General features: G+C 69.6%; 14 protein-coding genes. 9 read left to right on the forward strand and 5 right to left on the reverse strand.

What is annotated here, in order from left to right; genetic code table 11:
- Window positions 1-198 precede the first annotated feature (198 nt).
- The gene (locus tag ACH4U7_RS28135) at window positions 199-1,032 is read right to left on the reverse strand and encodes an NAD(P)H-binding protein (RefSeq protein WP_398530587.1); all 834 of its coding nucleotides are present in this window, start codon (window positions 1,030-1,032) and stop codon (window positions 199-201) included.
- Between the two features lie 200 nt (window positions 1,033-1,232).
- On the opposite strand from ACH4U7_RS28135, the gene ACH4U7_RS28140 reads away from it, so the two are divergent.
- Together ACH4U7_RS28140 and ACH4U7_RS28145 are read left to right on the forward strand one after the other, a co-directional pair.
- Window positions 1,233-2,246, forward strand: coding sequence for a chitinase (locus tag ACH4U7_RS28140; protein WP_398530588.1), 1,014 nt, complete (start codon window positions 1,233-1,235; stop codon window positions 2,244-2,246).
- A gap of 92 nt (window positions 2,247-2,338) precedes the next feature.
- On the forward strand, window positions 2,339-4,954 hold the full coding sequence (locus tag ACH4U7_RS28145) for a hypothetical protein (protein ID WP_398530589.1): 2,616 nt from the start codon (window positions 2,339-2,341) through the stop codon (window positions 4,952-4,954).
- A 21-nt stretch (window positions 4,955-4,975) separates the two neighbouring features.
- On the opposite strand, the gene ACH4U7_RS28150 is transcribed toward ACH4U7_RS28145, so the two are convergent.
- Both ACH4U7_RS28150 and ACH4U7_RS28155 read right to left on the reverse strand, forming a co-directional pair.
- Window positions 4,976-6,268 carry an alpha/beta hydrolase family protein gene (locus tag ACH4U7_RS28150; protein ID WP_398530590.1) on the reverse strand — a complete coding sequence of 431 codons (1,293 nt, stop codon included), beginning with the start codon at window positions 6,266-6,268 and terminating at the stop codon, window positions 4,976-4,978.
- Window positions 6,269-6,428: 160 nt separating this feature from the next.
- Window positions 6,429-7,280, reverse strand: a complete 852-nt coding sequence (locus ACH4U7_RS28155; protein ID WP_398530591.1) for a serine protease — start codon at window positions 7,278-7,280, stop codon at window positions 6,429-6,431.
- A 183-nt stretch (window positions 7,281-7,463) separates the two neighbouring features.
- Between ACH4U7_RS28155 and ACH4U7_RS28160 the strand changes: the two genes are divergently transcribed.
- A complete protein-coding gene (locus ACH4U7_RS28160) occupies window positions 7,464-8,822 on the forward strand; it encodes a M14 family metallopeptidase (RefSeq protein WP_398530592.1) in 1,359 nt (452 codons plus the stop codon).
- Between the two features lie 109 nt (window positions 8,823-8,931).
- Here the strand turns inward: ACH4U7_RS28160 and ACH4U7_RS28165 are convergent, their stop codons facing one another.
- Window positions 8,932-9,246: a hypothetical protein gene (locus ACH4U7_RS28165; RefSeq protein ID WP_398530593.1), complete on the reverse strand. Its 315-nt coding sequence runs from the start codon at window positions 9,244-9,246 to the stop codon at window positions 8,932-8,934.
- A 111-nt stretch (window positions 9,247-9,357) separates the two neighbouring features.
- Here ACH4U7_RS28165 and ACH4U7_RS28170 point away from each other — a divergent pair, with 111 nt between their 5' ends.
- The 3 genes from ACH4U7_RS28170 to ACH4U7_RS28180 all read left to right on the forward strand — a co-directional run bounded on the left by ACH4U7_RS28170 (window position 9,358) and on the right by ACH4U7_RS28180 (window position 12,313).
- Window positions 9,358-10,185: a helix-turn-helix domain-containing protein gene (locus ACH4U7_RS28170; RefSeq protein WP_398530594.1), complete on the forward strand. Its 828-nt coding sequence runs from the start codon at window positions 9,358-9,360 to the stop codon at window positions 10,183-10,185.
- Window positions 10,172-10,399 (forward strand): DUF397 domain-containing protein, encoded by a 228-nt coding sequence (locus ACH4U7_RS28175; protein ID WP_398530595.1) that lies wholly within the window; start codon window positions 10,172-10,174, stop codon window positions 10,397-10,399. The genes ACH4U7_RS28170 and ACH4U7_RS28175 overlap by 14 nt, the downstream gene beginning before the upstream one ends.
- A 75-nt stretch (window positions 10,400-10,474) precedes the next feature.
- Window positions 10,475-12,313, forward strand: coding sequence for a protein kinase (locus ACH4U7_RS28180; protein ID WP_398530596.1), 1,839 nt, complete (start codon window positions 10,475-10,477; stop codon window positions 12,311-12,313).
- Here ACH4U7_RS28180 and ACH4U7_RS28185 read toward each other — a convergent pair.
- Window positions 12,272-12,529, reverse strand: a complete 258-nt coding sequence (locus tag ACH4U7_RS28185) for a hypothetical protein (protein WP_398530597.1) — start codon at window positions 12,527-12,529, stop codon at window positions 12,272-12,274. The genes ACH4U7_RS28180 and ACH4U7_RS28185 overlap by 42 nt on opposite strands.
- A 53-nt stretch (window positions 12,530-12,582) precedes the next feature.
- Between ACH4U7_RS28185 and ACH4U7_RS28190 the strand changes: the two genes are divergently transcribed.
- Genes ACH4U7_RS28190 through ACH4U7_RS28200 form a run of 3 tightly spaced genes read left to right on the forward strand, consistent with a single transcriptional unit; the run spans window position 12,583 to window position 13,819 of the window.
- Window positions 12,583-12,720 carry a hypothetical protein gene (locus tag ACH4U7_RS28190; protein ID WP_398530598.1) on the forward strand — a complete coding sequence of 46 codons (138 nt, stop codon included), beginning with the start codon at window positions 12,583-12,585 and terminating at the stop codon, window positions 12,718-12,720.
- Between the two features lie 17 nt (window positions 12,721-12,737).
- The gene (locus tag ACH4U7_RS28195) at window positions 12,738-13,073 is read left to right on the forward strand and encodes an ArsR/SmtB family transcription factor (RefSeq protein WP_398530599.1); all 336 of its coding nucleotides are present in this window, start codon (window positions 12,738-12,740) and stop codon (window positions 13,071-13,073) included.
- Window positions 13,073-13,819 (forward strand): cation transporter, encoded by a 747-nt coding sequence (locus ACH4U7_RS28200; protein WP_398530600.1) that lies wholly within the window; start codon window positions 13,073-13,075, stop codon window positions 13,817-13,819. The genes ACH4U7_RS28195 and ACH4U7_RS28200 overlap by 1 nt, the downstream gene beginning before the upstream one ends.
- Window positions 13,820-13,821: the final 2 nt, after the last annotated feature.

The following is a 13,821-nucleotide window of genomic DNA, read 5'->3' on the forward strand; positions in this document are numbered from 1 at the left end:
CAACACAGCCTGCACCCCCGACCAGCTCGACACCGTACTGAAGAACGAGAACGGCATCATGGCCACGGTCGTCATCAAGGACGGCATCGCCACCAGCATCGACGAGTACGACGCCGAGTAATGGCCGATTGATCCCCACTGCCGGCCGCCGCGTTCGGGGGGAGGACCGAGAGCCCTCCCCCGAACGGCGCCGCACCGTCAGCGGAACGCGTCGGCGTTCTCCGCGGCCCACTGCCGGAACGGCCTGGCCGGCCGCCCGGTGACCCGCTCCACCGTGTCGCGCACCGCGAGCAGTTCATCGTTGACGTCCCCGCCCATCAGGTCCAGCACCGCACTCGCGGCCTCCTCCCCCAGGAAGGCCGCCATGTCACGTTGGGCCTCCTCCCGGCTGATCTCGGCGACCGGCACCTCCCGCCCCAGGGCCGCCGCGATGGCCTCGACCTGCTGCCGCGCCGTGACCCTCTCCGGCCCGGTCAGCGCGTACGTCCGGCCGCGGTGCTCCGGCTCGGTGAGCGCCACCCGGGCCACCGCCGCGATATCCGCGGGGTGGACGGCGGGGAGCCCGACGTCCGCGTACGGCAGGCGGACCGGCTCGCGCGTGCGGATGGCGTCCGCCCACCACAGCGCGTTCGAGGCGAACTGTGTGGGCCGCAGGATCGTCCAGGCCATGCCGCTGTCCTTCAGCAGCCGCTCGACTGCAAGGTTCTCCTCGGCGGGGCCCAGGTGGGGATGGGTCTGGACGGTGATGGACGACACGAGGACCACATGCTCCACACCGGCCTGCCGGGCGAGGCCGAGGATGTCGGCGTCGGGGCCCATGCGCGACGGGAGGAACAGCGCACGCACCCCGTCCAGCGCGGGCTTCAGCGTGTCGACCCGCGCGAAGTCGCCCTCGACGGCTTCGACTCCGGCCGGGAATCCGGCCCGCTCGGCGTCCCGGGTGAGACCACGCAGCGGCCCGGCACCGCTCGCCCGCAACTCCTTCAGCAGGGCACTTCCTATGTTTCCGGTGGCTCCCGTCACGAGGAACACGGGCACACTCTCCTGTCGCCAGATGGTGATCAATCCGACGTCGACGCTAAAACTTCAACCTCGCTTCAGGTCAACCACGAGCTTCCTGTCAGGGACTTGACACGCGCATTGGTCTGGACCACGGTGGATCACATGCCTCAGGGGCCCCTGAACGCGTAAGCGCACCACTCCCCCCACATCCCCCACGCTCGGAGGCACTTGTGGCACGCGCACATTCACGTACGTTCCCCCGGAAGCTGCTCGGCGGCATAGCCGTGGCGGCCCTCGCCGCCGGTGGGCTGATGGCCGCCAACACCGCGGGCGCGGCCGAGGAGCCGGTCGGCGCCGCGGCCGTCCCCAAGCACGCGGTCACCGGGTACTGGCAGAACTTCAACAACGGCGCGACCGTCCAGAAGCTCGCCGACGTCCAGGACGACTACGACATCATCGCCGTCGCCTTCGCCGACGCGACCACCACACCCGGGGCCGTCACCTTCAACCTCGACTCGGCCGGGCTCGGCGGCTATACGGTCGACCAGTTCAAGGCCGACATCAAGGCCAAGCAGGCCGCGGGCAAGTCCGTCATCATCTCCATCGGCGGCCAGAACGGCACCGTCTCGATCAGCGACGACGCGTCCGCCAACGCCTTCGCCGACTCCGTCACCAAGCTCATGGACGAGTACGGCTTCGACGGCGTCGACATCGACCTGGAGAACGGGCTCAACGCCACCTATATGACCAAGGCGCTCAAGGCGATCCACGACAAGAAGAGCGATGTCGTGGTGACGATGGCGCCGCAGACCATCGATATGCAGTCGCCGCAGAACGAGTACTTCAAAACCGCGCTGGCCACCAAGGACTTCCTGACGGTGGTCAATATGCAGTACTACAACAGCGGTTCCATGCTGGGCTGCGACGGCAAGGTCTACTCACAGGGCTCGGTCGACTTCCTCACCGCCCTCGCCTGTATCCAGCTGGAGAACGGCCTCGACCCGTCGCAGGTCGGGATCGGCGTCCCGGCCTCCACGCGCGGCGCGGGCTCCGGGTATGTGGAGCCGGGGATCGTCAACGCCGCCCTGGACTGCCTCACCAAGGGTTCTGGCTGCGGCTCGTTCAAGCCCTCGAAGACGTATCCGGGGCTGCGCGGCGCGATGACCTGGTCGACCAACTGGGACGCGGCGAACGGCAGCGCCTGGTCGAAGGCGGTCGGACCGCACGTCCACGGTCTGTCGTAGGGCCCGCCCGTTCGAGGGGGACCGAAAGCTCCCCCTCGAACGGGGAGTTGGGATGGACCGTGGCGTCGGTGGGTGGCCTTACGGTCAAGACCATGGATCTACGGGGAAAATCTATTGTCCTGATGGGGCGGTTCCACAAGCTGCCGCACACTACGGCGAAGGCCGGACTGGAGGCACTGGGCGCGCGGGTGTCGGGTTCGGTGTCCGACAGAACTGATCTCGTCTTCGCCGCGTATGACGTCCCGGGCCGCAAAATCGGAGCGGCGAGCACACGCGGCATTCCGATCTACGACGCGAAGGCGTTGCGGGCCGTGCTCAAGGGGGCGGCCAAGCCCTCGGCGGGCTGTGAGTCCGCCACCGACGGGGCAGGGACCGGGACCTTCGCGGATCACGCGTCGCTGACGTCGGCCGCCGACCCGGCCGCACTGCTCACAGTCCTTCAGGAAGCGGACTGGTCCGCCTTCGCTGCCGAGCGGGACCTGCCGCCGCTCCGGGCCCGGCTGCTGAAGCTCGAGCGCACGCATGGGGTCACCGAGGCGCACCGCTTCGCGACCGACAGGATTCGTGGGCTCGGCGACACGCGGCTGCAGCATCCGTACGGCCACAGCACAGAGATCACATCGTTTGATCTCAGCCCGTGCGGACGCTATCTGGCCACCGGCAGCTGGGTCGGCGACGACTACCACCGCGGTGGTGCGCTGCAAATCTGGGAGGTCGCCAGTGGCCGCTGCGTCAACACACTCCAGCGCATCGAGGGCGGAGTCGGCTGGCCCGACTACGACGACGCCATCCAGTGGTCGGCCGACAGCACCCGTGTCGGGCTCGCCTACAACACCAACCAGGTAGGGGTGTTCGACCCGTTCGACACCCGCACCACCAACACCTGTCCGCTGGCCGGCGCGTCGGTGACGGACGGGGCCAGCCGGCCGCCGACGTGGGCGCTGGCGCCCGACGGGCGGCGCGCGTTCGTCTCGACCGCGTCCTCCTCTTCCATCAAGGGCTGTGTCGTTCCCCTGGAGGCGGGCCATCTGTTCTGGCTGCCCGGCTACGCACCCCCCTCGCACCCCTATCTGCTGCCCGAGCTGCCCGAGACGCTTTCCGAGGAATTCGGGCACGAGGAAGACGAGCTGTGGCTGGACGACGGGGTCGGCTGGTCGCGGGACGGCACCCGGTTGTACGCGTATGACGCCCGGCGCAAGCGGGATCTGGTCATCGACCTGGCCACCAGGCAGGTCGGCTGGGCGGCTGAGGAGGACGAACCCGAGTCGGCCGTGGGGAAGGGCGGCGGGGGCGGAGTGCGGGTCTCCGTGGATCCGACCCGTGTGACCTTCCGCCGGCCCGTCACCGGAGGGGAGTCGGACGACTTCACCTTCCTCCGCGAACCACCGGGCCCCCGGCTCCTGGAGGACGACTACGTACTCGAGCAGCGCAACGTCAACTTCGCCCTGGACGACCACACCTGGTGTGCGGCGTTCGAGGAGGGTGTCGTCATCGCGCCGCCGGACCGCAGGGAAGACCTGGACGCGGTTCTGACCTGGTCGGTCGACCGGCGTTTCGGATGGCCGGTGCGGTGGGGCGGGCTCGATGTCGTACCGGACGTGCGGACCGCCGCCGAACGGCTCGGGGAGGACGGTCTCGGCTACTTCGTCCGGGAGTACGTGGAGAGGACGGAACCCGCCGAGGCCCAGGGGGACGGGGCGTGGCCACCGCCCAACACCGCGACGATGGACGACCTGTTCACGGCGGTGAAGGATGCCGTTTCCGAGCTGGGGAGCAACTGGAACTTCGCCGTGAACGAATACCTCAGCGACGCGGCCCGGCTCCGGGCGCGGCGCGGGGAGCCCGAGGGCGCCGCGCAACTGCTCGACGCCATACCCGGTACGGACGAGCGCGTCGTGGCCTCGGCTCAGGTGGCCATGATCCTGGCCCGCGCGGGACGGGCCGAACAGGCGCGGGCCGTCTTCGCCTTCGCCGAGCCGAGGGCGGAGGCGGCCCTCGGAAAGTACAACGTCGCGAACGTCGCCTCCGCGGTGGCCGGCGCCTACCAAGCCCTGGGCGATACGGCCGCCGCCGACGCGTGGTTCGCCCGCGCCCGGGAAGCCATCGAGCCGGAGACCAACCCGTGGGAGAACCGCCTCGCGGTCGTCTGGGCGCTCACCGAGTGCGGGCGCGTGGACGAGGCCCGGTCGCTATGGACATCCTCCGAGGACCGGCTCAACAGCTTCCGCTCCGAGCCATGGCTGCTCTGTCTGCTGAGCACCGACCGGCTCGACATCGCGGAGGAGTTCCTGGAAGCGTGCGTCCCGCCCGGGGACCGGCCGTCGAGCATGATCAAGGCACTGGTCGAGCTCGGCCGACCCGATCTGCTCCGCTCGTGGCTCTCCGACTCGTGGTACATACCGGACGAGGCCTACGAGCGCGCCCAGGCGATCGCCGACGGCGCCCCGCGGCGGTCCCTGCCGCCGACGCCGGCCGAGGAGGACATCGCGGCCCTCGCCGAAGCGCACGCCAAGCTGCTCAAAACGCCGCGCGCCAAACGCCAGATGCCGACCGTGGAGCTCATCGAGCAGGCCGCGGACTGTGGGCACCTCAGCGCCGTGCTGAACCTGCTCGGCGACCTTCCGGCCCATGATTTCAACCACCGGCCGAAAGCCGCGTTCTCCGCGCTGTGGCGCGCCGCCACAGGCCACTACCAGGCCCGGTGGTGACGCCCGGCTGACTGGTGTCGGCTACCCCAGGCCGTCGAGCCAGCGCACGATGACCGCGGTGCCCCGGACGTTGGACCCCAGGTGACGGGAGCCGTTGTAGTCGACGGCGCCCAGGTCGACGACCGGCGCGGCCACGCCGTGGCGGGCGAACGCGGTGCGGCAGTGCGCGGTGTTGGTGACGGCCGCCTGCTCGTCATCGACGGCCATGTAGAGGCGCGTCGGCACGCGGGGCGCCCAGTCGCAGACGTCGTCGGTGGTGCGCAGGGCGTCGGCCATGGGGCCGGTCGGGTGGGCGAGGAGGTCGCGGCCGTGGGCAGTGAGCAGCTTGTCGAGGGTGTCCGGGGTGCCCTCCATGAGCTGCCGACCGGTGTGCGCGCCGTCGAACAGTGCCTCGACGGTGTCGGCGTACGGCGCCTGGAACACCTCGGCCGGGCTGTCGTACAGATGATGCAGCCGGTTGAAGGCGACCAGGGTGTAGGCCGCGTACAGCACGCTCGACTTCGGCTCGAGCTCACCCGCGAGCAGCGCGGGCAGCTCCGCGCCGCCGAAGTCGTACGCCCCGCTGACCGGGGCCAGCGCGCCCAGCCGGAACCAGCGGTCCTCGCCGGACTGCAGGGCCCTGGCCAGGCCCAGGGCGGCCGAGGCGCCCTGGGAGAAGCCGGTGACCGCCACCTCCCGGTCCAGGGTGCGGCCGGTGCGGGGCGCGAAGGCGCGGGCGGCGCGCAGCATGTCCAGGGACGCGGTGGTCTCGGAGGGGACGTCCATCCAGGGGTGCGGTCCGGGGCCGACGCCCATGCCGAGGTAGTCGGGGGCGATACCCGCGTACCCGGCGGAGGCGTAGGTGACCGGCGGCGCGGGCAGGAAGCCGCCCGTCTGCTTCGACGGTGAGTCGTCCTTGTGGCTGCCGGTGCCATGCGCGAAGGACACCGGGCGCAGCCGGCCCTCGCCCCCGCGCGGCAGGACGAGCAGGCCGCTGGCGGTGGTGGGCCTACCGTACGGGTCGACCGTGCGGTACACCAGCCGGTAGGCGTCGACGCCGTACCGGACCGTGCCGGTGTCGAATTTGGCGGAGGTAAGCCAGGTGGTGACGTCCTCGGGCTTCTCCAGCGAGTAGAGGAGGTCGGCGGAGACCAGCGTGCCCCGGCCGACCTTCGTTTCCGCGATCGTGGCCGTCGCCCCGCCGGGGGCGGTGGCCACGGCCGGGGCAGCGGACCCGGCCAGCAGCAGCACGGCGCACAGGGCCGCCGCCCGGGTGTGGGTCCTGACGCCCGTTCGGGTACGGCTCGATCGGGCGCGGCGTGGCGAGTTGCGCATGAGGTCCCCGTCTCTTCCTTGGTGATCAACGGTGAGGACCACAGCCTCGCGCGGAGCGCACCAGGGGCACACTGATGCTGTCCCCCGGGTTCATGCTGCGCCCGGCCCCCGGTCCGGCCGGGGGAAATCCCGGTGGACCGGAGGTCCAGGCGCACAGGGCCTACGGCTTGGGCAGCTCACACCCCGCCAGGCTCAGATTGATCTTGTTGCCCGCGGCGACGCACTTGGTGATGCCGTACGTCTCCTGGGCGTAGTTGATGCCCTGCCGCACCGTCACGGTCCCGTTGGCGTCGACCTCGCACGGGTTGTTGAGGGTGCACCGTCCGCCGTCCTCGTTGCCCGTGTTGTTGATGGCGACGACCTTGCCGGAGGCGGAGTCGACAACCGGCGAGCCCGAGGTTCCCCCGATCGTGTTACAGGCGGAGGTGTAGCGGACCGAATCCTTCCAGGTCCATTCATCCTCTTTAAGACGGTAGACAAACCCGTCGATATTGCAGGAGTAGATCTTCTTCCAGTAGCCGGAGACCACATTGATGCCAGTGCCCTGGACCGGGTGGCTGTCCGACAGCTGCAGCGCCTTGATGCCGTACGACTGCTGGATCTGGGCGTACGTCGAGCTCAGTTGGTACAGCGACACATCGGTGTCGGTCATCGTCGCGTACGCGATCTTGGTGGCGCGGAGCGTGGCGACGCCGCTGCCGGAGCTGTTGAGCAGGGTGAAGCTCCGGGTGGACGCCTTGTCGACGATCACCTGTCCGGCGGACGGCATACCGGACTCCAGGCAGTGGCCGTTCGACATCACGAACGCGGGGTCGCTGTCGGCCGAGTTCGGCATCCGTACCACCGAGCCCGAGCAGTTGCTCAGCGCCACGGTCCCGGCGAAGTCGACCGCCTTGACCCGGGGCGCGTTCGAGGTGTCCGGGGCGGCCGCGGCCGGCGTGACGCCCGCGGTCGCGAGGCCCGCGCCGCCGAGCAGCAGCGCGGACAGCGCGCCGATCAGAGGTCTACGCATGTGGTTCCCCTCCCATGACGAGGCTTCGGACCGCGCCGCGACCGGTCATGTCGCGGCGGTTCGATCCGGAGCCGCACGAATGTTCCCTCGGCTTCGACCATTTCCCGCCCTTGACCATGTCATGCGCATGGCCGAACACTGGCGCAGCAGTCGCTCGCCTCAGACCACCCCCCAGGAGAATTCATGCGACTTCGCATTCGCGGCAGAAGGGCCACCGCCCTCACCGCCTTGCTGACCCTCGCCCTCGCGGCGCCCGTCGCGGCCCAGGCCGACGGCTCGGGCTCCGCGCCCAGGGCGGCCGCCGCGGCGGCCGACACCTCGGCCGCCACCTCGGCCGACGAGAGCGTGCGGCAGTACGAGATCTCGGGCCCCGCCACCCCGGCCGAGCGCTCCTCCATCGCGACCACCGGCGTGTCCATCGACGAGGTGGACGCCCGCTCCGTCGTGGTCACCGCCGACGCGGCCCAGGCCCGCGAGCTGCGCTCGCGCGGCTACGACCTCACCCCCCTGGCCGCCCCGCAGGCCCGCACCGAGGGCCGGGCCGCCAAGCCCTTCGACTTCCCCTCCGCGGACGCGAAGTACCACAACTACGCCGAGGCCAACACCGAGATCAACGCCGCGGTCGCCAAGTACCCCAACATCCTCAGCAAGCGGGTCATCGGCAAATCGTACGAGGGCCGCGACATCATCGCGCTGAAGATCAGCGACAACGTGGCCACGGACGAGTCCGAACCCGAGGTGCTGTTCACCGCCCACCAGCACGCCCGCGAACACCTCACCGTCGAGATGGCCCTCTACCTGGTGCGCGAGTTCACCCAGGGCTACGGCACCGACTCCCGGGTCACCGGCCTGGTCAACAGCCGCGAGATCTGGATCGTCCCGGACGTGAACCCGGACGGCGGCGAGTACGACATCGCCACCGGCTCCTACCGCAGCTGGCGCAAGAACCGCCAGCCCAACTCCGGCTCCTCCAACGTCGGCACCGACCTCAACCGCAACTGGGACTTCAAATGGGGCTGCTGCGGCGGCTCCTCCGGCTCCACCGGCTCCGAGACCTACCGCGGCCCCAAGGCCGAGTCGGCCCCCGAGGTGAAGGTCGTCGCGGACTTCGCGCGCAGCCGCGTCGTCGGCGGCAAGCAGCAGATCAAGGCCGCCATCGACTTCCACACCTACAGCGAGCTGGTGCTGTGGCCCTTCGGCTGGACGTACGACGAAACCACCACCGGGATGACGCGGGACGACTACGACGCCTTCGCCACGGTCGGCAAGAAGATGGCCGCGAGCAACGGCTACACCCCCGAGCAGTCGAGCGAGCTGTACATCACGGACGGCGCTATCGACGACTATCTCTGGGGGGCCCAGAAGGTCTTCGCGTACACCTTCGAGATGTACCCGAGCTCCAGCGGCGCGGGCGGCTTCTACCCGCCCGACGAGGTGATCGAGCGTGAGACCTCCCGTAACCGCGACGCGGTCCTCCAGCTCCTGGAGAACGCGGACTGCATGTACCGGTCCATCGGCAAGGAAGCGCAGTACTGCTCCTAGGCCCCGGCCGTAGGACACGACCGGGGCGCCGTCCCGGCGGGGAAACCCGCCGGGACGGCGCCCCGTCGCAGGAGGCGCAGCGCCCGTCCTTAGCGGTCACACGTGGTCCTTACGTCGCGCTGGTGTCTTCGCACGAGGGCAGGCGGGCGCCCCTGCTCTCGGCGATCCGCAGCACATCACGCAGCGCCTCACACAGCCGGTCCGCGAGGTAGCGGAGTTCTCGCGCGTCTGCCTTGGGGGCGTCCAGCAACGCCCTGGCGTGCCGGAGGAGTTCCGCACCCATGGACATCTGCACGGCCTCGATCGCATCCGCACGTCGACTCAGCGGACTGTCCCCGCCGTCCGACGCCAGATAACACGGCTTGCCATCGGGGTCCGACCACGGCAGCAGGCGCAGCACGGTACTCACGTTCATCAGCTCCATTGAGGTTCCTTCACGCTGTGTAGCGCTTTCCTCACAGAGTGGTGGCTGTTCTGGCTACGCTGGAAGGAGGGCGAGCCTGACCACGCACCTTTCAACTCGGGGAGTCAGCTGATGAAAATGGATCGAAGGCCACGCACGCCCAGGGAGAAGTACGGGGAGGAGCTGAAGCTCCGCCGCATCGCGGCCGGTATGACGCAGGAGGCGCTGAGCGAGATCGTGGTGTGCTCCCCCACGCTGATCAGCCACTGGGAGGCGGGGCGCCGGTTGCCGAGGCCGGACGACGCGGTACGGATCGATCAGGCGCTGGGGACGGACGGGTTCTTCGCGCGGTGGCTGGACGATCTGGACGGCGGCCCGTACGAGCACTTCTTCGCTACCGTCGCTGAGCTGGAAAGAGAGGCCACTCTGATCCAGCAGTTCGCACTTACGCTGGTTCCCGGCATGCTCCAGACACCCACCTACGCACGCGCCGTGTTCAGCGCCTACCGGCCCAACCACACGGCCGAGGAACTTGACAGGGAGGTTGTCATCCGAACAAAGCGTGCCCAGATTCTGGACAGCCCGTCGAATCCTGTCATGTGGACGCTCCTCGACGAGAGCGTCCTGCGACGACGCGTGGGTGGCCCCCAGGTCATGGCGGAACAGCTCCACAAGATCGCGGACATGGCCGAAGCGGGACGCCTACGGCTACACGTACTGCCCTACAGTGCCGGTGCTCACGCGCTCCAGCAGGGTTTGCTCACGCTCATGAGCTTCGATGACTCCGCCCCGGCGGCGTACGTCGAAAGCTTCCTCACTGGCAACTTGATCGATGATCCGTCACTGGTGAAGGCCAGCCAGACCGCCTACGCTCTGGCGCTGAGCAACGCATTGTCGCAGCAGGAGTCACTTGCCCTCGTCAGGGCGACAGCAGAGGAACACGCGCATGGTCAGCAGTGAGCACACCGCCTCCGACGCGCCCACCTTCACCGGGTGGTACAAGTCCAGCTACAGCGGCGGCAATCAGGCCGAATGCCTTGAGGTCGCACGAGGCCGCGCCGACATACCCGTCCGCGACAGCAAAAACCCGCACGGCCCGGCCCTCGTGTTCGAGCCGCCCGCGTGGTCCGCGTTCGTCTCCGCCGTCAAGCGCGGGGAGTTCCCGACCACCTGACCCGCCCCACACCGTCTATCCTCATCCGGGTCGCGCCGTTGACCAGGCGAAGATGGCGGGGGGAGCCAAACCATCATGAGCGGTACGAACGGGGACGGGCCCGATGAGCCGGACGGCCATGTCGATGGGGGCATCAAGCCGCTCGCGGCGAGCGACCCGGCGCGCATAGGACCGTATCTGTTGCTCGGGCGGCTTGGTGCCGGCGGCATGGGGCGGGTGTTCCTCGCGCGGTCGGACAGCGGTCGGACCGTGGCCGTGAAGGTGGTACACGAAGAGCACGTTTCCGACGAGCAGTTCAGGGCGCGGTTCCGGCGGGAGATCGAGGCGGCACGGAGGGTCGGGGAGCAGTACACGGCGCCGGTGCTCGACGCGGGTCCGGACGACGAACCGCCGTGGGTCGCCACGGGGTACGTTCCCGGGCTCTCGCTTGAGCAAGTCGTGCGACGGCACGGCCCGTTGCCGACCGCGTCCCTACTCGCCCTCGCCGACGGGCTGCTGAAGGCGCTCAAGGACATTCACGGCGCCGGGATCGTGCACCGCGATCTGAAGCCGTCCAACGTGATGCTCACCATGGACGGCACGAAGGTCATCGACTTCGGGATCGCGCGTGCTCTGGAGACATCCGTCGAGTCCTTGTTGACCAGTACGGGGATGGTCGTCGGGTCTCCCGGGTTCATGTCGCCGGAGCAGGTGCGCGGGCAGCGCGCGGGGGTCAAGAGCGATGTGTTCACCCTCGGGTGCGTGCTGACGTATGCGGCGACCGGGCAACTGCCGTTCGGGAAGAAGGCGGCTAATCAGCACGCGGTGATGTTCGAGATCGTGGAGGGCGAGCCCGATCTGACGGGGGTCGAGGACGCCTCGCTGCGGGCGCTCATCGCCCGCTGTCTGGCGAAGGACGTCACTCAACGGCCGGACGTAGACGCCTTGTTGGAGGACCCCGAGCGGGTGCGTCCCCCCGCCACGCGCGGCGCCTGGCTGCCTGCCGGTGTCGTCGCGCACCTCGCGCGGCAGTCCGCACGGCTGCTCGACGCCGAGGCGGCACCGCTGCGGGAGGAGGCCACAGACCTGGCGACCGTCGGGCTGCGGCCGAAGGACGGGCCTCCCAAAGTCGACCCGGCCGTTCCGGCCGCCCCGGGCGTCGGAGCCACGAAGCGGGAGCGGGAGCCTCGTCGGCGCCGCAGGCTCATCGCGCTGCCCATCGTCGTCGTCATCACCGCGGGCGGCGGCACGGTCGCCCTGCTTCAGCCCTTTGGGGGTGGCGGCGGGGGCGGAACGCATGCCCAGTCACCAAGCAGTGGCGCGAGCGCCGCCGCTGGTGGCAGTACCTCGCCGAGCGCGCCCGACAGTTCACCTTCCAAGGGTGGAAAGAAGAAGGGCAGCGACGATGACGGTAAGAAGGGGAAGGACGAGGCGGAAGGGACGGACAAGCCGAACGCCCAGAAGAGCAGCCGTAGCTCCGGGTCGTCGGATGGTGACGGCGGCAGCAGTTCATCCAGTGGCGACAGTGGTACCGACAACGGGGGGTCCGGCTCTTCTCCCGGCTCGGACGGCGGAAACTCATCGGCGGGAGGCGGAGGTTCATCCGGCTCCAGCGGCACGTCCTCCGGCTCGCCACCGCCCGCCATGAAGAGCTACCGGCTTGATTACACCAACTCCTGTGTTGGCGCGTGCGACATGCCGCTCAAGGTGAGCTGGTCGGCAATCTCCCGAGCGACCAGGTACGACATCCACTACACCAACAAGGGCAGCAACTACACGGAGAAGAACGTCAACACGGTCTACTCCACCGGGAGCACCAGCTACACGATCAAGGGCCCGTTCTCCGGTGACGAGATCTGCGTCACGGTGCGCGCGGCCAACGCACACGGCGCCTCAGCCTGGGCGGAGACCTGGTGCGACACGGTGCCCTACTAAGCTCAGGCGCCCTTGGGTGAGGTCCAAGGTGACGCGCAGGGCGGCGGAGATCCGGTCCATCGTCTCCGCGTCGACGGTACCGAGGAACTCGCCGACCCTCAGGCGCTTGTCCGTCAGCGCGGTGAGCTCGACGGCGACGGCGGCGCCGCGCACCGGGTGGGCCAGGGGAATGGTGACGACGGTGTCCGGGGCACCCTCAGTCTCGTCGATCATCATGCACACGGCGGTGCCGGGCAGAGCCTCCAGGGCGGCGTCCGCATAACTCCCGTATGACACGTGACGCACAACTACCGCGCCCTGGCCTGGTGCTCAACGCCACCCTCGGCCGGCCCTGGCCCGACCCGATCGCCGCCCTGGCCATCGCCACCGTCGCCACAACAGTCCATGATTTCCTGAATTCAGGATAACGTGTACTCTCATACGCGTGCTGACTGTTGCCTCCGACATCGAGGTGCTGGCGCGGTTCGGCCGCGCGCTCGCCGACCCGATCCGCTGCCGCGTCCTGCTCGCCCTGCGCGACGCCCCCGCCTACCCCGCCGATCTCGCCGACGCGCTCGGCATCTCGCGCACCCGGCTGTCGAACCACCTGGCGTGCCTGCGCGACTGTGGCCTGGTCGTCACCGTGCCCGACGGCCGCCGCGCCCGCTACGAACTCGCCGACGAACGCCTCGGCCACGCGCTGGACGACCTGCGCACCGCCGTGGTGGCCGTCGCCACCGACCGCACATGCGTCGACGCCGAGACCAAGGGGTGCTGCTGATGACCGCGATATCCCTCGGGCCGTCCCCCGCCCGCCGCGACGCGCTCACCCGCCGGATACGGCTGCTCGTGGCCGCGACCATCACCTACAACGTCATCGAGGCGGTCGTCGCCCTCACCGCCGGCACCCTCGCCTCATCGACCGCGCTGATCGGCTTCGGTCTGGACTCGATCATCGAGGTGTCGTCCGCCGCCGCGGTCGCCTGGCAGTTCTCCGCCGCCGAGCACCACGTACGGGAGACCCGCGAGAAGACGACCCTGCGGATCATCGCCGTCTCCTTCTTCGCACTCGCCGCCTACGTCACCGTCGACGCCGCACGAGCCCTGACCGGCACCAGTGAGGCCGAACGCTCCATCCCCGGCATCGTGCTCGCCGCGCTCTCCCTCGCGGTCATGCCGTTTCTGTCCGCCGCCCAGCGCCGCGCCGGCCGCGAACTCGGGTCCGCATCGGCGGTCGCCGACTCCAAGCAGACGCTCCTGTGCACGTACCTGTCCGCCGCACTCCTGGTCGGCCTGGTGCTCAACGCCACCCTCGGCTGGTCCTGGGCCGACCCGATCGCCGCCCTCGTCATCGCCGCCGTCGCCGCCAAGGAAGGCCGCGACGCCTGGCGAGGCAAGGGCTGCTGCGCGGCCCCGGCCGCCGCGGCCGTCCCGTCCGCCGACGCCGAGCAGGACGCCTGTCCCGAGCAGGACACCGGCGCCGAGCCGGACGCCTGTGCCTGCCGTCCCGGCTGCGACTGCTGCTGACC

It is taken from the genome of Streptomyces sp. NPDC020845 (assembly GCF_044334165.1).
Lineage (GTDB): Bacteria > Actinomycetota > Actinomycetes > Streptomycetales > Streptomycetaceae > Streptomyces.